Raw genomic sequence first — 22892 nt, 5'->3', positions numbered from 1 at the left:
GTTATTCCGCCTTTAAATCAACGATTACGTAAGCGAGTATAACAACGAAGAAAATACTAACGGATGGCGCGGTTAATACGTGCCCGGACATAAAGCCGATTCCAAGTGATAGTATAATGGTGCTAGCTGATAGCATATATTTCACAGTCAATATTTTCTTAAAGTTTGCGATGATGCGCAGTAACAATTTAATACCGAAGTAAAGGAATGGTAGGAAGTAAATAAGAGAACCGATGATTCCGAATGCAAAGAATAGATCATGGAAGTCCATTTCGATTAATTTAATTTTATCCGTATAGTTACCAGCGTAGCCCATTCCGAATAATTTTTGTGATAGTGGTGCGTCTTTATAGTATTGTTTGTATACTTCTAAAAACTTATCGCGATCACTGTAAATTAAACTTTTCACTTCAGAGTCTGTTAGCTCACCTTGTGCATGTTTTTTTGCTTCGTCTGGATCTTCTTTAATTACTTTTCCTTCTTTTTCTTCTTGAACTGATTTTTTGTATTCATACATTTGTAAATGGATGCCCATATTTTTTGCGATAGGAGTATGCGGTGTAAGTGCAATTAAGCCTCCTAGTACAATAGCAGCAACAACTGTGTTTACAAGATATGTGAATCCTTTTCCTTCTTTTTTGCGATGAATCATATATTCAATGAATGAGAATAAAAGTGCAATACCAAGTGTAAGAACAATTGCACCGTATCCTACTTTCGTTCCGACCATAATACTTGCATACATCGCAAGTATTGTTGGAATCCAGTAATAGACTTTCGAGAAAGAAGTTGTTTTGTGAATCGAATATAAGACAACGATTGGGAACATAATTGCAAAAATAGCACTTAAATCATTTCCAGCAAAGAACCATCCTCTTGAACCGATCTTTGAGTGAGGATAGCTTGGGAAATCTGTACCAGTTTGCATTGCAACAATCAGTGTGATACTTAAAATTAAAGTTGCATATAAGAAATATGTAATGATTTTATGAAACGCGTGTTCATTATTTTTTAACTCTTCAAAGGCGATGATATATCCAAACAGTAACACAATTGGATAGATGCTCTTTAAAATAAATTTCACTTCTTCGCCAAATGAAACTGGAGATTTGACCATCATATTATTTACAAGGCCAATTGCTAGTACGACCCCAAGTAGACATAAATAGAGAATGTACTTTTTCGCTCCATGTTGTTTTCTATGAAGAAGTAGATACCCTAATGCGAGAAGCATAAAGGCGAAACGGACTACGATTCCAACTGTTGCACTCATGTGTAATACATAGATTGAAAAAGATGTTAATAAATCTAAAATTGGTTGAAACACAATGAATAGCAATAGGAAATGCGGGAAGTAGTTATCCGTTTGTTTCAACTTAGTAACCATATGTTCCTCCATTTCTTCATTCCTTTATTTCAATACCCAAGAGATGGGGATAAAAGCCTTATTTACATAGTAAGGCGAATGAATTTCCATATTTGTTTTTGTAACAAACTTAAGAATACACCATTTCATTACAATGGTAAATAGATGAAAAGCATCGATAAACCGACTTTAATTTCTATATTTTTTAACGAAATTGTATGTTTTATACGGAGTTATATACAAATTACGAGAATATTAGACAGAAAATTAAGAAAAAAGAAGGGTTTTTGACATACTTTCTATAATTATAGAAGTATAATCTTTATGTGGAAAAGAGGGGTATATATAATGGAAGTAACAAGTAAAACAGAATCTGTTGTTGTGAAATATGAAGGGCGCGTAGCAACGGTTATGGTCAATCGTCCAGAGGTTTTAAATGCATTAGATGAACCAACGTTAAAAGAGTTGTTACAAAAGTTGAAAGAAGTAGCGGCAAGTTCTGCTCATGTTGTTGTGTTATGCGGAAATGGCCGTGGTTTTTCTGCGGGTGGAGACATTAAATCCATGCTTTCAAGTAATGATGAAAGCAAGTTTGAAGGCATTATGAATACAATTTCTGAAATTGTTGTGACGTTATATACGATGCCAAAGCTTGTTATTAGTGCGATTCATGGGCCGACTGCAGGACTGGGGCTAAGCATTGCGTTAACAGCTGATTATGTAATGGCCGATAGTTCGTCAGTTATTGCGATGAACTTTATTGGAATCGCTTTAATTCCAGATGGTGGTGGCCATTTCTTCCTTCAAAAGCGCGTCGGTGAAAATATGACGAAGCAAATTATTTGGGAAGGGAAGAAGTTATCGGCAACAGAAGCATTAGATATCGGTTTAATTGATGAAGTAATCGGTGAGGATTTCCAAACGGCTGTGAAGCAAAAAATTAATGAATGGTTACAAAAACCTATCAAGGCGATGATTCAAACGAAGCAAATTTTATGTGAAGTAAATCGCTCTAATTTAGAACAAACGCTGCAACTTGAAAAGCGTGGCCAATATGCGATGAGACAAACAGCGGACCATAAGGAAGGTATTGCTGCTTTTCTAGAAAAACGTTTGCCGGTGTTTAAAGGGGAATAAAGTGAAGAAAGTGCTAACACATTTTAGTATAATTGTGTTAGCACTTTTTTTAGGAGTAATAAATGAAGAAAATTATCGGTGTTATCGCTATTATTTTACTTACATATTATGCTTTGCATAGTACACCATCTCTTGCAGTACGGACTGCATTATTCTTTGAGGGACATCCAATTGTTGCTTTCTCTAGTGAAGTGACGAAAGAACGGGATGTGAAAAAAGAGGCGATTCCTGCTGAGTATGCGACTTTATATAGTGATAAGGAAGAGGAGCCAGAGCATTACTTCTTTCCGACAGTAAGAGCACATGGATCAGGAATTGATATGTTAAGTGCTTGTGTGAAAAAAGATTGGTTTTTCTATAAAGCAGAGCTCGGGTGTTATTAAAAATAGGAGGGTAAGTGATGTCAACTTATAACAAGTTAGTAAGGGATCGTGTCCCAGAGAAAATTTTAATGTCTGGAAAAACATATACAGCGCAAAAATTAACAGGACAAGCTTACATACAAGCGTTAGCGAAAATTGGTACGGAAGAAATTCGCGAATTTGCTTCAATGAAAGAGCGTGAGCATGCGTTAGATTCTCTTGCGGATGCACTTGAAGTTATTATTTCATTAGCGCGTGCAGAAGGTGCAACAATTGAAGATATAGAACGTCTTCGTAAGCAGAAAGAAGAAGAACGAGGCGGCTTTACAAGAGGGATTTACTTGATGGACGTTTCGGAAGAGTAGTTTCATAGAAAAAGCACAGCTTACTTAGTGGCGCTGTGCTTTTTTGCTGCAAGTAGGCTAATGATTAAGAAGATAACTGTTAATGTCCAGCCGATTGTAATAGAAGTAGTAGTGTGGACGACATAAGAAACTTGTAAACAAATTAATGAGGATAAAAACCAAATGAGTGCAATATGTACATGTTTTTTCGTTACGGTCATTTTTGCTAGCTCCTTTTTACGTACTAAACTAAATTTTACTATAATTTAGAAAATTAAACTATATTAGTAGAGGTTTCATAGCAAATTTTGTATACTGAATAGTAGAGAAAATGAGGAGGAAAACGACAATGGCACATCATGCAAAAGAAACGATGGAATTAATTAAAGAGCTTGTCTCTATTCCGAGTCCATCTGGAAACACGACGAAAATTATTAATTTCATTGAAAACTATGTGAGTGAGTGGAATGTAGAGACGAAGCGTAATAATAAAGGCGCTCTTATTTTAACGGTAAAAGGGAAGAATGATGAGCAGCATCGTTTATTAACTGCTCATGTTGATACGTTAGGTGCGATGGTGAAAGAAATTAAGCCTGACGGTCGTCTTCGTTTATCTATGATTGGTGGATTTCGCTGGAACTCTGTAGAAGGGGAATATTGCGAAATTGAAACATCAAGCGGTAAGACGTATACAGGAACAATCTTAATGCATCAAACTTCTGTCCATGTATATAAAGATGCAGGCGAAGCGAAGCGCGATGAGAAAAATATTGAAGTTCGTATTGATGAGCGTGTATTTTCAGCAGATGAAGTACGTGAGTTAGGAATTGAAGTAGGAGACTTCGTTTCATTTGATCCGCGCGTTCAAATTACAGAGAGTGGATACATAAAATCACGTCATTTAGACGATAAAGTAAGTGTGGCAATTTTATTAAAATTAATTAAAAGATTGCAGGATGAGAATGTAACATTGCCATATACAACACATTTCTTAATTTCTAATAATGAAGAAATCGGATACGGTGGAAACTCTAACATTCCAGAGGAAACTGTAGAATATTTAGCAGTTGATATGGGGGCGTTAGGTGATGGACAAGCATCTGATGAATATACAGTATCTATTTGTGCGAAAGATTCTAGTGGTCCATACCATTACGCTTTACGTAAACATTTAGTGGAACTGGCGAAAGCGAATGCTATTGAATATAAAGTGGATATTTATCCATACTACGGATCAGACGCATCAGCTGCGATTCGCGCTGGATTTGATGTGAAGCATGCGTTAATTGGAGCTGGTATTGACTCTTCTCATGCGTTTGAGCGTACGCATGAAAGCTCGATTGCACATACAGAAGCGCTTGTTTATGCATATGTATTATCAGAGATGATAGTAGAATAGTGAGAGGGTGGTTGATTTCTATGAATCAACCACTTTTTTGTGCATAAAAAATAATTTAATTGCATTTTATTGTACAATATTAAGAAAGTAGGTTTACTACAGAATTCTAGTATTATAAAATGATAGAGGTGCGCTAATTTTTTTTTGTTTGTTTTATCCATAATTTGTATATTAAGATTTCGCGTTTTTAACGTTGATTTTCGAGAGGAGTATTATTATTTATGAAGTATCGTGCAGTCGCGGCAGGTATTTTAGCCGCAAGTTTATTATCGTCTCCATTAAGTAGTTTCGCAGCAGAGAAAAAATTTACAGATGTTCCAGATTGGGCGCAAAGTTCAGTAGACTATTTAGTTAGTAAAAATGCGCTTGATGGAAAACCAGATGGAACATTCGCTCCATTTGAAGCGGTAGATAAAGGATCAGCTGCAAAGTTATTGGCGATCGTTCTTGGTTTACCAATTGATCCAAAAGCGAAACCATCTTTTAAAGATTCACAAAATCATTGGGCAGCACCATATATTGCTGCAGTAGAAAAAGCAGGTGTAGTTAGTGGAGATGGTACTGGGAATTTCAACCCATCAAGCCCAATTAACCGTGCATCTATGGCAGCTATGCTTGTACAAGCATATTCATTAGATAAGAAAATTATTGGAGAACTTCCAACACAATTTAAAGATTTGGAAAATCATTGGGGTAAGGAAAAAGCTAATATTTTAGTAGCTTTAGAGATTTCAAAGGGTACAGGAAATGGCTGGAATCCTGACGGTACTGTAAGTCGTGCCGAAGCAGCTCAGTTTATCGCAATGGCAGATAAAAATAAAACAAATACATCGAAAAGAATGTATATGAATAGAAACTTTATTACATATCATCAAGCATCATTATCATCTGGTATTACTGACGTTCAACATCAACCGCAAATGATTGAAGTGAAAGAGCAAAGAGCGGATGGATGGATGAAGATTGCAACAAGTAAAGGTGACAAGTGGACACCTTTAACAGAGAAAACAGATGTTATTAATGAAGGGTTTACTGCGTATGCAGAAGCTTCACATCAGTCTAAAGTGCTAGGTACATATGATGCACAAAAAGTAACTGTTATTGAAGAGAATGGTAGCTGGATTCGTATCCGTGTGGGCGCTGGTTTCCAATGGGTTGATAAAAATCAATTAAACCCAGTGAAACAAGGTAATTTCTTAGAAGGTAAAGCGATTATTATTGATCCAGGTCATGGTGGAGTTGATCCTGGACATGCTGGTGTAAACATGGATGAAAGTGCTATTGTACTAGATACATCTTTACGCGTGCAAAAATTATTTGAACAAAAGACTCCATTCACTGTTTTATTAACACGTAATAATGATACAAGACCAGGAAATACTGCTAGTGATTCTTTAAAGAAACGTGTAGAATTTGCGCAAGAAAATAACGGTGATATTTTCGTAAGTATCCATGCAAATGGCTTCAATAACGAAGTAGAAGGAACGGAAACATACTACTATAGATCAGCAACAAATCCAAACTCAGAAGAAAGCCGTGTACTAGCAGAAAAAGTACAAAAACGTCTAGTGAACGCACTTCAATCAAATGATAGAGGTGTAAAAACAGATGACTTCTATGTAGTTAAATATAATACAATGCCTGCTATTTTAGCTGAATTAGGTTTCATCGATGCGAAAGGCGAAGGTGAAAAATTATCTTCAGAAAAATGGAGACAACGCGCAGCAGAAGCAATTTATGCTGGTATTCTAGATTACTATGAATGGCAAGGTAAAGACGTATCTTCTTACCGTTAATAATAGAGATAACTTTAGAATGTAAATATGGAAGAGATTGCCGAGAGGCAGTCTCTTTTAATTTATCCCGCTATTTGCGGGCAGTAAGACTCCCACCTCAAGGAATGGATAGGACATGGTCCGATGAATAGGTGAGAGATGACTGGTGGTTAGGCAGAATCCTAAAGGTTCTTCTTGTTAAAGATTTGCTACGAGGTAACAGAATAAGTTTGTCTAGAAGGTAAAGGGGGGAGTTCAATAAATGAATTATAAAGGTTTCTCTTTATTTCGAGCATATGATATCATTTAATTTTATCCCGCTATTTACGAGCAGTAAGATTCCCACCCAGAAATTAGACGAACACGAGGAAGTTAGGTGGGAGTCGGGCTGCCCGTAAAAGCCCGATTGGTGAGGGCTAATTATCAGTGGGGGATAAGGCTTCCCACTGATAAAAGTTTCACTTTACGTGAAAAAGCATTTGAGTAATTGTGATAATAACAATTTTAAACGATAAAGGATGATAATAGATTGAGTAATCATAGTAAAACACCTGCATGTATATATACGTATGCATTCCGTGAGGATGAGCGTTCTTTATGCTACTTGGAAATGCGCTCATTGTTTGGAATGGAGTCTCACGTTAACATTTTGAAAAGTGATGTCAAAATTGATCCGAGTAGAAGCCCGTTTATTAAAGAACGAATTGAAGTTATGTATGAAGGAGACGACTTGGAGAGCATTTTGAAACAAGTGGAACAAATCGACTTGGCAGGAGCAACGTTCAAAGTTATCTTTGTTAAAATTAATGACCTTGTTGGAGAGAATAAAATTGAATATGGAGAAAGACGTCTCATTGAGCGAGACCTTGGTATGCATATTGAGGGAGAAGCAGACGTTCGTAATCCAGAGCGTGTATTCGGAATTGTTCCCCTTGGAGGACGCTGGTACTTCGGACACTATGTAGAAAGTGATCCGGTTTGGTACCATCACATAAAAAAACCGCATAGTTATTCGACATCACTGAGCACACGTGTTGCTAGAGCTGTTGCAAATATCGCTGTACCAAATCCAGAGGGAGTACGAGCAATTGACCCGTGCTGCGGCATTGGAACGGTAGTAGTAGAAGCACTTTCTATGGGGATTAACATCGTCGGTAGAGATATAAATCCACTTGTGGTTCTTGGAACGAGAAAAAACATCGCACATTTCGGGTTTGAAGGAACAGTAACAAAAGGCCCAATTGAAGAAATTACTGAGAGCTACGACGTTGCAATTATCGACATGCCGTACGACCTATTTACGCACGCAACACCAGAAGATCAACTCTCAATTCTCTCAAGTGCGCGCCGTATCGCAAAAAAAGTAGTCGTTGTAACGATGGAAACAATGGACGACATGATTCATGAAGCCGGATTCGAAATCACAGATCGTGGCGTCGCAAAAAAAGGAACATTCTCTAGACAAATTCTTATTTGTGAATAGGAAAGGTCACCCGATCGTTATATTTAGGTCATAGATGTTAAACTCAATAAAATCAAAAGTAGGAACATATTTGATATGTACAAAATGTTCCTGCCTTTTTATTATGGGGTACCGCCACACATCCATCAACTATTCGGAATGGCTGCATAAGAATAGATTCCATTAGGAATCTATATACCTCTTTCAAATAGATGCAATCATTGCATCAGAACCATGGAGATGTGTGGTAACCCACACTAATTAACAACCAGCATCATTTTGCGGAAAATGTCGAAAATATAAGAATTATGTAATTTTTTGTTGATTCATCAAATTTTTAATGTTATACTCATAACAACAAAGAAAGAGTAAACAAAAACCCTTAGCGATTAAATTTTCTGAATCTTTAGTCTTATTTGTTAGTTTACTCCATTAGATTCATAAGTTTGAGTATTGCTTTTCCGCTCTTTCTTTGTTTTACCCTATAAAAGAAAACAACCTGTTTTTATACAAGTTGTTTTCTTTTTTTGTTTTAGGGGTCACCTTACATGCCCCTCATCGCCAAAATGTTTTAAACAAACGTTTGTTTGAATTTTTATACAATTCCTTTCTTCATTGTATAAGTTAAAAAGAGATAAGAATACTTTTATGGCTATTATTTCAGCGTTCAAAAAAACAAACGTAACCAATGAATTACATTAATAAGCCAATTTCTTTAACGTACAGGAACTTGTTTTCTTGATGGAGAGGATTCTTACCTAAAAAGCTAATTATGAAAGTACAACGTATTTCGGCTGATCTCTACTAATTAAGGATCAGTATTATTTTTTTGTGAAAAAAATGTCGAATTTATGAGAATTTTGCATTTTTTTGTCTTGTTATACTTTATATTTAGTGCTAAACTCAAAATACAAAGAAAGAGTAGCTGAAAATATCCTCCTTCAAACAAAAAAGACTGAAAATTCAGTTTAATTTTCGTCTGATTCATATTTACGCTTACTACTCTTTCTTTGTTTTATTTTATATATTATAGCGAGCATTATAAAGAGATAGCGAGGTGACTGAGATGTGATTATTTGGTAAAAGTAGAGTGTAAGCATTCTGTTATTCTTATGAAACCTTAATCAATTAATTGCACACTTATTACAAATATTTGTAAAGGAAATTGAGACCGTTGTTTCGACCTAGCAACGAAAAATTTAGTTTCATACAAATAAAGAAGTAAGCAACTACAAGTAATTATGAATCTAGTCATCAAGCTGAGGATTTAATTGAAGACTTGGAATAGCGAGATGCAACCATGAAGTTTACAAGTCATGTAGATTGTGATTAAGATTCTAAATGCATAAGCTGACCCAAATTGGTGAACGTTGCTGTTCATTCTTTTACAAAGTATAAGACTATCTAATTACAAATCTGAGAAATGATTTCCAAGAGGTATATGGATAAACAAAATTGTTTGTGATTTTATATTTTTACTGAATGAATCAAGAATTAGGTAGAGATTTAGAACAAGCATTTAGGGATGATGTTTCGGTGTATGTAGGAGGAAGTATAAAATAAGAAGTTTATCCCAAAAGAGGTATTAATTTATGTTTGGTTTCTTTAATTACAAAATCAATTACAAAAGTTACAAAAACTATCTTTGGTATCTAAAAGGTCCTATATTACGGATGAGAGCATGAAAAAAATGCCTATAGGAGGGGGAAAAAGATTCTGGTAAATAAAGTTGTGAATCATTAAAAAGGTGCTATCAAATTTGGACATATTGATGTTATGAATCTGAAAACAATGGAAAATAATATGAATAAACTAATAGCATTGAAATGAAAACATTATTAATCAGAGATTTATGCTCAACATAAGATGGTAGATATGATATAAAATCCCAAGATTTTATAGGGATGATGAAAAGAACGTAACTTCGCCAGTTACAATAATATCAATAATTGTTAAACTTGTAAACATTAAACTTGGTGAATTTAATGTTACATTAGAAAAAATGAAGTTTAATAGAGAACAGAGGGATCGTTTATAGAAATCTGTTTTCAAGTTTTTAAGTGTATAACAATTAAAAGAGAAAAATGCCATCAACCTATTAAGTCATTGTCATTGCATATTCATATTAGGAGCCATCTAATTATAATTGATAGGAGAATGACATGATAAAGAGAGTAACCTCGATTTTTTCGATTTTAATGATTTTTATATTTACTATAGGTCAGAGTTTCACATCCATAATAGCAAGTGCACAAGAATTAAATAAAACAGGACTAGTTGATAGTTTTATATTCGATAAAACGGAACTAGGTGTCGGTGAACAGACGAAAATACGCGTTAATTTTAGTGAAAAACCTGGATTGAAAATAAAAACGGGAGACACATTAGCATTAACGTTGCCCCCGGAATTAAAAGGATTCAAAGGAACGATTCCATTGAATAATGAGCAAGGGCAAAATTTTGGTACTTGTCAAATAAATACAACTAATGTGGTATGTACATTTAGTGATGTAGCTGAGAAACTTCTAAATGTTAGAGGGGATTTCTATTTTCAAGTTGAAGCGACTCAGGATGTAGCAGCGGGGGAAAAGAAAATAATCAATACGGACCTAGGTACAAATTTAGAGGCTCAAAAAGTAACGATTACTGGTCCAACTAATAATGGGGGGAGTAGCCCTGGAACATTTCACTCTAAAGGGGGCAGTATTAAACCTGAAGATACCAATATAGTAAATTGGTGGTTAAATATAAATGGTGCAAAGCAAAATGTAGATACAGATATTGTTTTGACAGATACTTTGGGGCCGGGACAAACACTTAATCAAGATAGTTTCCGTATTGGAGGATTTGCCGCTCCAATGCCACCTCAAGAATTTCAAGACCAAGGTTATGGAACGGTTACTTTTATCGGTGATAACGCGTTTAAAGTTGTGATTAATAAGGATAAGGCAAGTGGTATTACTTTTGCTTTCTCCTATACATCTACTATAACTGCAAGTGGAAAGAGTCAACCATATTTTGATAATCAATATACGGTTGATTACAAGATTACGAATGAAAATCCTGTATCAACGTCGGGTAGTGCTAGAGTTAACAATATAGATCAGGGCGGCGGTGCACAAGGTGATTTACCTCCTAAAGGAACGTTAAGAATCGTGAAGCACATTGCCGGGGATGAGACGAAATTTATACCGAATGTTTCATTTAACTTATATACAGGGTCAGGTCAGCAAATAGGCGGTACGTATATAACGGATGGACAAGGTATGGTGGAGGTCCCAGATTTAGACCCAGGTAATTACTATGTACAGGAGATTGCAGGTCCAAACTATTTGGATTTCGATCCTCAAGTAAAAGTGCCTTTTACAATTGATGCAAATGCTGAAAAAGGCGTAAAGCTTACTATTCCGAATAAAGTGAAAACGACATCTGTTTCAGGAACGAAAACTTGGAATGACAACAATGCAACAGATCGCCCAAGCTCAATCCAAGTAGAGTTACTGCAAAATGGAAATTCAATCAAAACACAAGACGTAACAGCAGCGAATAACTGGAACTATACGTTTGTAGATCTACCTGCATATGATAATGATGGTAATGCTTATACGTATACAGTAAAAGAAAAACCAGTAGCAGGATACAAATCGGAAGTAAATGGCTACAACATTACGAATACAAAAGATGCAAAAACATCTGTTTCAGGAACAAAAACTTGGAATGACAACAATGCAACAGATCGTCCAAGCTCGATCCAAGTAGACTTATTGCAGAATGGAAACGTAATTCAAACACAAGACGTAACAGCAGCAAACGGTTGGAATTATACATTTGTAGACCTAGCACAATATGATGCAAATGGTGTTGCTTATACTTATACAGTGAAAGAAAAACCGGTAGTAGGATACAAATCGGAAGTAAATGGCTACAATATTACAAATACAAAAGTAGCGAAAATGACAGTAGAAGGAACGAAGACGTGGAAAGACGGAAATGCAACAGACCGTCCGGCAACGATCCAAGTAGACTTACTACAAAATGGTAATGTAATCGAGACACAGGACGTAACAGCGGCAAATGGTTGGAAATATACATTTACAAATTTAGAATCATATGATGCGAATGGTGTTGCCTATACGTATACAGTGAAGGAACAACCGATAGCGGGATACAAATCGGAAGTAAACGGTTATGATATCACAAATACAAAAGTAGGCAAAACAACAGTAGAAGGAACAAAAACTTGGAAGGATAACGCATCACTGGATCGTCCAAGCTCAATCAAAGTAGATTTACTACAAAACGGAAACGTAATCCAGACACAAGACGTAACAGAGGCAACCGGTTGGAAATATACATTTGCAGATCTAGCAAAATACGATGCAAATGGTGTTGCTTATACGTATACAGTAAAAGAGCAACCGGTAGCGGGATACAAATCGGAAGTGAATGGTTACAACATTACGAATACAAAAGATGCAAAAACATCTGTTTCAGGAACGAAAACTTGGAATGACAACAATGCAACAGATCGTCCAAGCTCAATCAAAGTAGATTTATTGCAAAATGGAAACGTAATTCAAACACAAGACGTAACAGCAGCAACCGGTTGGAATTATACATTTGCAGACTTAGCACAATATGATGCGAACGGTGTTGCTTACACGTATACAGTGAAAGAAAAACTGGTAGCGGGATACAAAACGGAAGTAAATGGCTACAATATTACAAATACAAAAGTAGCGAAAATGACAGTAGAAGGAACGAAGACGTGGAAAGACGGAAATGCAATAGACCGTCCGGCAATGATCAAAGTAGACTTACTACAAAACGGAAACTTGATCAAAACACAAGACGTACTAGCGATAATGGGTTGGAAATATATATTTGCAGATTTAGAAGCATACGATGCGAATGGAGTAGCTTATCAGTATGAAGTGAAAGAACAACCAGTAGTGGGATATCAATCTAGCGTGAGCGGTTATGATATTACGAATACAAAAGTAGGCGAAACGAAAGTAGAAGGAACAAAGACTTGGAACGATAACAACGCAACAAATCGCCCAAGCTCAGTTAAAGTAGATTTACTACAAAACGGTAAAGTAATAGATACAAAAGAAGTGACAGCGGCAACAAACTGGAAGTATACTTTTGAAAAAATCCCAACATACGATACAAACGGAGTAGTTTACATCTATACAGTGAAAGAACAACCGGTAGATGGATATAAATCCGAAGTAAAAGGTTATGACATTACAAATACAAAAGTGGGCCAAACAACAGTAGAAGGAACAAAGACGTGGAAGGACGGAAACGCAACAAATCGTCCGGCAACGATCAAAGTAGATTTACTACAAAATGGCCAAGTAGTTGCGACACAAGAAGTAAGTGAAGCAACAGGTTGGAAATATGGATTCAAAGACTTAGCGGCATATGATGCCGAAGGTAACGCGTATAAGTATGAGGTAAAAGAACAACCGGTGGATGGATACAAATCCGAAGTAAAAGGTTATGACATTACAAATACAAAAGTAGGCGAAACAAAAGTAGAAGGAATGAAAACGTGGAAGGACGGAAACGCAACAAATCGTCCGGAAATGATTAAAGTAGATTTACTACAAAATGGCCAAGTAGTTGCGACGCAAGAAGTAAGTGAAGCAACAGGCTGGAAATATGGATTCAAAGACTTAGCGGCATATGATGCCGAAGGTAACGCGTATAAGTATGAGGTAAAAGAACAACCGGTGGATGGATACAAATCCGAAGTAAAAGGTTATGACATTACAAATACAAAAGTGGGCCAAACAACAGTAGAAGGAACAAAAACGTGGAAGGACGGAAACACAACAAATCGCCCGACAACGATCAAAGTGGACTTACTACAAAATGGCCAAGTAGTTGCGACGCAAGAAGTAAGTGAAGCAACAGGCTGGAAATATGGATTCAAAGACTTAGCGGCATATGATGCCGAAGGAAATGCGTACAAGTATGAAGTAAAAGAACAACCAGTAGCTGGATATAAATCCGAAGTAAAAGGTTATGACATTACAAATACAAAAGTAGCGCAAACAACAGTAGAAGGAACAAAGACGTGGAAGGATGGAAACGCAACAAATCGTCCGACAACGATTAAAGTAGACTTACTACAAAATGGCCAAGTAGTTGCGACGCAAGAAGTAAGTGAAGCAACAGGTTGGAAATATGGATTCAAAGACTTAGCGGCATATGATGCCGAAGGTAACGCGTATAAGTATGAGGTAAAAGAACAACCGGTGGATGGATACAAATCCGAAGTAAAAGGTTATGACATTACAAATACAAAAGTAGCGCAAACAACAGTAGAAGGAACAAAGACGTGGAAGGATGGAAACGCAACAAATCGTCCGGAAATGATCAAGGTTGATTTACTACAAAATGGCAAGGTGATCGCAACAAAAGAAGTGAGCGCAGCTGGTGAATGGAAATATGCGTTTACAGACTTAGCGGCATATGATGCCGAAGGAAATGCGTACAAGTATGAAGTAAAAGAACAACCAGTAGATGGATATAAATCTGAGGTTCATGGTTATGACATTACAAATACAAAAGTAGCACAAACAACAGTAGAAGGAACAAAAGCGTGGAAGGACGGAAATGCAATAGACCGTCCAGCGATGATCAAAGTAGACTTACTACAAAACGGAAACGTGATCAAAACACAAGACGTACTAGCAATGATGGGTTGGAAATATACATTCGCAGATTTAGAAGCATACGATGCGAATGGAGTAGCTTATCAGTATGAAGTGAAAGAACAACCAGTAGTGGGATATCAATCTAGCGTAAGCGGTTATGACATTACGAATACAAAAGTAGGCGAAACAAAAGTAGAAGGAACGAAGACTTGGAACGATAACAACGCAACAGATCGTCCAAGCTCAGTTAAAGTAGATTTACTACAAAACGGTAAAGTAGTAGACACAAAAGAAGTAACAGCGGCAACGAACTGGAAGTATACATTTGAAAAACTTCAAGCATACGATACAAACGGAGTAGCTTACATCTATACAGTGAAAGAACAACCGGTAGATGGATATAAGTCTGAGGTTCATGGTTATGACATTACAAATACAAAAGTAGGCGAAACAAAAGTAGAAGGAACGAAAACATGGAACGACGATAACGCGAAAGATCGTCCGGAAATGATCAAAGTAGATCTTTTACAAAACGGTAAATTAGTAGACACAAAAGAAGTAACAACGGCAACAGAATGGAAGTACACATTTGAAAAGCTCCAAGCATACGATGCAAACGGAGTAGCATACAAGTATGAAGTGAAAGAGCAGCCAGTAGCTGGATATGAATCAAAAGTAAATGGTACTGACATCACAAATACAAAAGTAGGCAAAACAACAGTAGAAGGAACGAAGACATGGAACGACGATAACGCGAAAGATCGTCCAGAAATGGTTAAAGTAGACCTTTTACAAAATGGTACAGTGATTGCGACGCAAGAAGTAAGCAAAGTAACAGACTGGAAATACGAATTCAAAGATTTAGCAGCATACGATGCAAACGGAGTAGCATACAAGTATGAAGTGAAGGAACAGCCGGTAGCGGGATACCAATCTGACGTACACGGTTATGACATTACAAATACAAAAGTAGGCGAAACAAAAGTAGAAGGAACAAAGACTTGGAACGATAACAACGCAACAGATCGTCCAAGCACAATCAAAGTAGACTTACTACAAAACGGTAAAGTAGTAGATACAAAAGAAGTAACAGCAGAAACAAACTGGAAGTATACGTTTGAAAAGCTACAAGCATACGATGAAAATGGAGTAGCGTACAAGTATGAAGTAAAAGAACAGCCAGTAGCAGGATATGAATCAAAAGTAAGTGGTACTGACATCACGAATACAAAAGTAGCGAAATTGACAGTAGAAGGAACAAAAACATGGAACGATAACAACGCAACAGATCGTCCAAGCACAATCAAAGTAGACTTACTACAAAACGGTAAAGTAGTAGATACAAAAGAAGTAACAGCGGCAACAAACTGGAAATATGCATTTGCGGATGTAGAAGCATATGACGCAAATGGAGTAGCGTACAAGTATGAAGTGAAGGAACAGCCGGTAGCGGGATACCAATCTGACGTACACGGTTATGACATTACAAATACAAAAGTAGGCGAAACAAAAGTAGAAGGAACAAAGACTTGGAACGATAACAACGCAACAGATCGTCCAAGCACAATCAAAGTAGACTTACTACAAAATGGTAAAGTAGTAGATACAAAAGAAGTAACAGCGGCAACAAACTGGAAGTATACGTTTGACAAACTTCAAGCTTACGATGCAGAAGGTAAGGCATACAAGTATGAAGTAAAAGAACAAGCAGTACCAGGATATGAATCAAAAGTAAATGGTACTGACATCACAAATACAAAAGTAGGCGAAACGAAAGTAGAAGGAACAAAAACGTGGAACGATAATAACGCAACAGATCGTCCAAGCACAATCAAAGTAGATTTACTACAAAACGGTAAAGTAGTAGATACAAAAGAAGTAACAGCGGCAACAAACTGGAAGTATACGTTTGAAAAACTACAAGCATACGATGCAAACGGAGTAGCATACAAGTATGAAGTGAAAGAACAGCCAGTAGCTGGATATGAATCAAAAGTCAATGGTTATGACATCACAAATACAAAAGTAGGCAAAACAACAGTAGAAGGAACGAAAACATGGAACGACGATAACGCGAAAGATCGTCCGGAAATGATTAAAGTAGACCTTTTACAAAATGGTACAGTAATTGCGACGCAAGAAGTAAGCAAAGCAACAGGCTGGAAATACGAATTCAAAGATTTAGCAGCGTATGATGCAGAAGGTAAGGCATACAAGTATGAAGTGAAAGAGCAAGCAGTATCAGGATATGAATCAAAAGTAAGTGGTACTGACATCACAAATACAAAAGTAGGCGAAACAAAAGTAGAAGGAACGAAGACATGGAAAGACGATAACGTAACAGATCGTCCAAGCACAATCAAAGTAGACTTACTACAAAACGGTCAAGTAGTAGACACAAAAGAAGTAACAGCAGAAACAAACTGGAAGTATACGTTTGACAAGCTCCAAGCATACGATGCAAACGGAGTAGCGTACAAGTATGAAGTGAAGGAACAACAGGTAGACGGATACAAATCCGAAGTAAAAGGTACTGACATCACAAATACAAAAGTAGGCGAAACGAAAGTAGAAGGAACAAAGACGTGGAACGATAACTACGCAACAGATCGTCCAAGTACAATCAAAGTAGACTTACTACAAAACGGTCAAGTAATTGACACGAAAGAAGTAAGTAAAGCAACAAATTGGAAGTACACGTTTGAAAAACTACAAGCTTACGATGCAGAAGGTAAGGCATACAAGTATGAAGTAAAAGAACAACCGGTAGCTGGATATAAATCTGAAGTAAAAGGTTATGACATCACGAATACAAAAGTAGGCCAAACAAAGGTAGAAGGAACGAAGACATGGAAAGATGATAACGCAACAGATCGTCCAGAAATGATCAAAGTAGATCTACTACAAAATGGCAAAGTAATCGCAACACAAGAAGTAAGTAAAGCAAGTGAATGGAAATACGCGTTTACAGATTTAGCAGCATACGATGCAGATGGAAAAGCATACAAGTATGAAGTGAAAGAACAACCGGTGGCTGGATATAAATCTGAGGTTCAAGGTTATGACATTACGAATATAAAAGTCAAGGAAAGTCCAAAAGAACCAAGTGCAGATCCGAAAGATCCAAGTACAGATCCAAAAAAACCAAGCACAGATCCAAACACAAATACAGACAAAAATAGCGAGTCAAAAGTTCTACCTACTAAAGAAAATGCTGAGAAATCAGTATGGCTTCCTAAAACAGGTGGAACATCAATGGATATGATTTCATATATTGCTGGAATGTTGTTGGTGGCTTTAGGTGGATTCGTATTTGCTCGTCAACGAAAGAGATAAAAAGACTGGTTATGTTGGTTTGAATTATAGTCTGATCAAAGTCTTGCTGCAAATATTGATTTTATAAATAGAGGAAACCCACACATTTTGAAAAAAGTTTGATCAAAATGTGTGGGTTTTAATTTTATATTCCTTAAGTTTTTATAAAAAAGATTAATCATCTTATTAAGATGATTAATCTTCGGTTTACTTCAAAATCAATTATTTTTTTATGTTTACTTTCATTCAATACACCATCAGCTAGAAATTTAATACTTGCTCCTATACTTAAATCTAAAGGGGGAAATTTTATAAACTGTATAACTGTACTTCATGATTCTAGGATATATCTAAGAAGTTGAATAAGAGTTTTCTTTTTCGAGAGTAGATATAGGAAGATTTATATTAACTGTTGTTCCTTTACCTACTTCACTTTCAATCAATATCTTTCCTTGGTGCTTCTCAATAATTTTATAACAGATCATTAACCCTAAACCGATACCATTTTCTTTGATACTATAAAATGGTTCTCCTAGGTAAGGTATACGTTCCTGTTCAATTCCACACCCATAATCGGTAAATCGAATGTTTACCTGGTTTTGATCAGGCACATATTCGATTTGAATCAAGATTTCCCCTCCCATTGAAGTTGCCTCAATTGCATTTTTTAAGATATTTATAAAAGCTTGTTTCAATTGATTACATTCACAAAGTATGAATGAAGTATCAGATGTAAACTCAGTTTTAATTTGTATGCAATTCATTGTCGCTTGAGGTTCAAGTAACATTACAATTTGCTTCATTAATACATTCAGGTCATTAGTTTTGATTTCTAATGCCTCGGGTTTTGCTAATGTCATAAATTCATTAGTAATACTATCTATACGTTCAATCTCTGATGAAACTATATCTATATAATGCTCAGTGCTCTTATTTTCCATTGATTTTAATAACTGCATGAATCCTTTCATTGCTGTTAAAGGATTTTTAATTTCATGAGCAATTGCAGTAGACAATTGACCTACTACAGCAAGTTTCTCCGATTTTCGTAATAATTCCTCTGTTTTTAGCCGTTCGGTGATGTCTCGAGAGATACTCAAGAAAACTTTTTTGCCATTCAAGTTAAACACACGAACAGAAAATTCGGTTGTCATGGTCTTTCCTGTAGGAAAAGCAAATTCATCTTGTAATGTGAAGGCAGTTTGCCCTTCTCTAATTTTTTCTATGATTCTTTGGACCAATGGAGAATCTGGCGGAACTTTACTAGAAAATGGCATCGAAAGAAGCTCTTCTCTACTATATCCAAATCTTTTACACGCAACAGGATTTACTTCGATAAAGCGGGTTGGAAATTGATCTTCATTCAGCTCTACTACATATACTGCATCAGTTGCTTGTTCGATGAGTGCACGGTATTTCATTTCACTGTCACTTAATTGCTGGTGTAATTGATGTAGTTCTCTTTCTGCTTGTTTCCTTTCAGAAATGTCTCTACAAATTCCTGATAAAGCAATTACATTACCCCTAAAATCTAGAATAGGTGAAATCGTCAGGCTGACATCAATAAGAGTTTTATCTTTTTTTTGTCTAACAGTTTCTAAACAGGTGATAATTGGGTCTTTCATATTGGTATTTTTAATGTGGTTTATATATTCAAAAGTTTGATCTATTAAAAATTCAGGTACGCAAGGTAATTTTTTTCCTACGGATTCTTTTTCTGACCAACCAAATATCCTCTCATAAGCTTTATTGGCTTGCAACATATGACCATCTAAATCAAATATAGTGATAGCATCTACGTTATGATCAATAAATGATTCTAATCGTTCCTTAGTTACCTTTAACTCATTTTCCGCATTTATTCTCTGCGTTATATCAACAGTAGAACCAACTACTTCAATCACTTTTCCCTCTCTTTTAACAGGCCTAAGAGAGAAAAGTATAATAGTCTCATCATTTGGCCATGGTAGTTCGAAAGTTACTTCCTCGCCATCCCATGCCTGTTGATAATATTTTAATAGTCGAGGAACTAAATGGAGTGAAACAATAGAAGAATCTATAGTAGGTAAACTTTTACCCACCACTTGCTGAGAGTGAAACCCATGTTGATAAAATAATTGTCCATCACACAGAGTATGAATAAAATTCCCATTCACTTTTTTAAATTTGAAAATACCTCCTTGCAGTTGATGTACGGTATCCTTTAATTCTCGCTTTGATTCTAGTAATGTTTCATTCGCTTTAGCTAAATTTTGTGTTAAGCTATATAAATTTTGATAGGATTCTATAAGAAAAACACCAATCAAGAGTCCGCACGATATAAATAACGTACCTTGGATATCAAGAAGTATAAGTGGTATAGAAGGAAAAAAGAATCCAAATACCAAATGGATTATAGCTATATAAACAGCTAGATAAAGAAAGATACTTTTAAAAGCATGGATATTTTTGAGATATGTTTGAAATATGGTATATATAGTAGCTATTCCTAAGGCAGCTATCAAGGCAGGTACCCAATCACCGTCAAGGTAAAAGATACGCATAAATAAAATAAACATTAATGTAATCCAGCCGGCTCTACGACCAAAATAAATAAACGACATTATAAGAGGAACCGCTCGAAGGTCATAAAACAATCCCATGTGCTTAAAATTAAAAATCATCAAAATAGCAGCTATGATACCTGCAAATATGCCTCCAAATAACTTGATTGATTTGGAATCCATTTTTCTTATAAATACTTGGATAAAAATAGCTGAACTAACTAAGAAAGCAAAAATAGATAGATTAATGAAGAATCCTGTGAAAAGCATGTCACATTCCCCCTTATTAAATGTATTAGAAAAAAGTACGAGAATTCTACAAATTATACGGTGATTAGACTTTTTATTCGGAAATGGGAGATGAGCAGTGATGAAAATTTAGCTCCTTTTTATCTCTTTTCAACAGAAGCTCCTTTCCTCGAAGATTTGAATATATGAAACACTAATTTCAGGTGGGAAATGAATGTTGGTAGGCGTATATAATGAAGGCATCATGCAAGAAAGCGAGGTACATCCCATGTTGGTAAATAAAGTATAGAAGTTTCGTATCTATCTAAATAAGCGATAAGAAATATTAATTGCTAAAACCATTGGGTGCATTCGTCTCTTAACCGTAGGAACTACGGGAATAGCTTAATGGATTAGAAACCGATAGTTTTCTGTACTTAGGAATCTCCCGCTTCAAACAGCCATTAGGCCGTTAAGTGGTGAGTAATTCAAAATATTTTCTTCATTAATATAAAAATAACAAATTTGCTATTTTTATATTAATGAAGAAAACAACTTGGATAGGAACAAATTGTTTTCTTCTGAAGGGTACAACAAAGAAAGAGTAGGGAAGCAATACACAAACATGCCAATCAAACGGAGTGGAGGAAAATCGGTAAAGACAGAAAAATCAGAAAATTAATTCGGTAAAGGTTCCTCTTTAATCTCTTTCTTTGTGAGTATAAGCTTAACATTAACAACAAGATAAAACAACAAAAAAATACAAGATTCCGATAAATTCGACATTTCCCTAGCTGCTAATTAAATCTGTTTATTTTCATATAGATTATTGGGTTTTGGTGCGAATATATGAAGAAGAACATGGATGGTAGTAGCTTCTTGTATTTTTTGCTATGAGGGGGCTCACCACATGCCCATCAACTTAAGGATTTTATGCAGGTTGCGAGAACGGTTTGAACTGACAAATGCTGTTGTGACAGGGATGTATAAAATCCTGCGTAAAGCGTAGGGAGCAGAAGGCTGGCAAACTCTTGTTATGAATGGATTTCTGGGATTTGGTTACTGCTGATAATGTTACTTTATGTTAACCTCACATGAATAGGATATACAACTAATCTTTCTCACTTAAAATAATCACCATATGGTAAAATTTCAAAAAAAGGGGGTGAATATTTAAAAAAATTCATTGTTATTTGTGTGACTTCTGTGTTCATATTAACTAATGTTTTACCAAAACCAGAAAGGTTTGTGGGTCTATGAAACTTTTGTCCGCTCTAATAAATCCATTGTATTACTTTGTGTCCTACGGTATACCAAATCAACCTGATCAAATGTGTGTAAATAGAATATGTGCTCCACTAGGGCATGTATTAGTTACTTTTTTAGCCATCGTCGTTATATTTTTAGGTTACAAGTATATTTACAAGAAAAAAGATTAACCGATATTAGGAATTTCATTTATAACTTTTGATAACGAATTTTACGTCAACTAGCACCTCTTGCAGAGGGCTAGTTGTATTTTTACAGTAGCAAAGATGAGATTTCACTTTTAAAAACTGTCTTAGCGTATAAGATCCGCTTTTTGCCGTCAGCACCCCTCAATGAACAATATAACTTAACGTGGTAAAATATTATTTGGATGGGAGTCCAATACATATTATTAAAATTAAGATGGTTCAAGTCGGAGGAAGGCACCTTAGGGTGTCTTTTCTTTATGACCTTTATGGGGTACAGTCAGGAAAATGCGGATTTACAACGCTAGGTCCATTTTCAAGCCGATTCCCCTTTATCATCAACTATTTAAAGTTTCTTTAAATTATTACATAACATATGTTTTTTGTACCACGCTTTATTGATACATTTAACCTTCACAGGTGTTGAAGGTTTAGGCTTATCCCTTAGTGTAGCCATATCATTAGAACATCCTACAATATTTAGACAGAATGTAGCCAATAAAAACGATAATATTGATTTCTTCAAATAACCACTTCTAACTCTTTTTTAGTTAACATCTTTTCATAAAATAAGCTCCTTGCTAATTTTACATTACATTAAAAGTTGGAGAATATTCTTATACTCATAAATTGTTACATTTGAAGGGGAAAAATGGAATTCTACAATCTTAGTATTATTATTAAAAAACTTAGATAAAGTGTGAACTACTCGCCACTTAGCAAAGCTTGAAGTGGGAGCTTCTCAGTTCCATGACGAAAGCAACCTTTCATCTCCCTGAGCGTTACTTCGGAGTGTTCCAACCCTAGATGTCCAACGCTTGGACGCTCTTTTGGTA

The 22892-nt window shown here is 35.8% G+C and carries 10 protein-coding genes; 7 read left to right on the top strand and 3 right to left on the bottom strand.

The window, feature by feature from the left end; translation table 11 throughout:
• Position 1: 1 nt before the first annotated feature.
• Entirely contained in the window at positions 2-1387 is a 1386-nt protein-coding gene (locus tag ACTFQM_RS10720) for an O-antigen ligase family protein (RefSeq protein ID WP_440034281.1), read from the bottom strand.
• Positions 1388-1714: 327 nt separating this feature from the next.
• On the opposite strand from ACTFQM_RS10720, the gene ACTFQM_RS10715 reads away from it, so the two are divergent.
• From ACTFQM_RS10715 to ACTFQM_RS10705, 3 genes are all read left to right on the top strand, one after another.
• Positions 1715-2503, top strand: a complete 789-nt coding sequence (locus ACTFQM_RS10715; protein ID WP_098789860.1) for an enoyl-CoA hydratase — start codon at positions 1715-1717, stop codon at positions 2501-2503.
• Between the two features lie 62 nt (positions 2504-2565).
• On the top strand, positions 2566-2886 hold the full coding sequence (locus tag ACTFQM_RS10710; RefSeq protein ID WP_327919468.1) for a hypothetical protein: 321 nt from the start codon (positions 2566-2568) through the stop codon (positions 2884-2886).
• 17 nt (positions 2887-2903) lie between these two features.
• On the top strand, positions 2904-3230 hold the full coding sequence (locus ACTFQM_RS10705; RefSeq protein WP_016119674.1) for a nucleoside triphosphate pyrophosphohydrolase: 327 nt from the start codon (positions 2904-2906) through the stop codon (positions 3228-3230).
• A 20-nt stretch (positions 3231-3250) separates the two neighbouring features.
• Here the strand turns inward: ACTFQM_RS10705 and ACTFQM_RS10700 are convergent, their stop codons facing one another.
• Positions 3251-3430: a hypothetical protein gene (locus ACTFQM_RS10700; RefSeq protein WP_002170588.1), complete on the bottom strand. Its 180-nt coding sequence runs from the start codon at positions 3428-3430 to the stop codon at positions 3251-3253.
• A 128-nt stretch (positions 3431-3558) separates the two neighbouring features.
• Between ACTFQM_RS10700 and ACTFQM_RS10695 the strand changes: the two genes are divergently transcribed.
• From ACTFQM_RS10695 to ACTFQM_RS10680, 4 genes are all read left to right on the top strand, one after another.
• Positions 3559-4608, top strand: coding sequence for a M42 family metallopeptidase (locus ACTFQM_RS10695; protein ID WP_098475394.1), 1050 nt, complete (start codon positions 3559-3561; stop codon positions 4606-4608).
• A 221-nt stretch (positions 4609-4829) separates the two neighbouring features.
• Positions 4830-6404: an N-acetylmuramoyl-L-alanine amidase gene (locus ACTFQM_RS10690; protein WP_440034280.1), complete on the top strand. Its 1575-nt coding sequence runs from the start codon at positions 4830-4832 to the stop codon at positions 6402-6404.
• Between the two features lie 508 nt (positions 6405-6912).
• Entirely contained in the window at positions 6913-7866 is a 954-nt protein-coding gene (locus tag ACTFQM_RS10685) for a TRM11 family SAM-dependent methyltransferase (protein WP_048373476.1), read from the top strand.
• A 2141-nt stretch (positions 7867-10007) separates the two neighbouring features.
• A complete protein-coding gene (locus tag ACTFQM_RS10680; protein ID WP_440034279.1) occupies positions 10008-17852 on the top strand; it encodes a Cna B-type domain-containing protein in 7845 nt (2614 codons plus the stop codon).
• Between the two features lie 329 nt (positions 17853-18181).
• Here the strand turns inward: ACTFQM_RS10680 and ACTFQM_RS10675 are convergent, their stop codons facing one another.
• The gene (locus tag ACTFQM_RS10675) at positions 18182-20644 is read right to left on the bottom strand and encodes a PAS domain S-box protein (RefSeq protein WP_440034278.1); all 2463 of its coding nucleotides are present in this window, start codon (positions 20642-20644) and stop codon (positions 18182-18184) included.
• Positions 20645-22892: the final 2248 nt, after the last annotated feature.

This window comes from Bacillus cereus group sp. MYBK30-2 (genome assembly GCF_051915945.1).
GTDB lineage: Bacteria > Bacillota > Bacilli > Bacillales > Bacillaceae_G > Bacillus_A > Bacillus_A paramycoides.
This window is presented reverse-complemented; position numbering and strand designations above follow the sequence as displayed.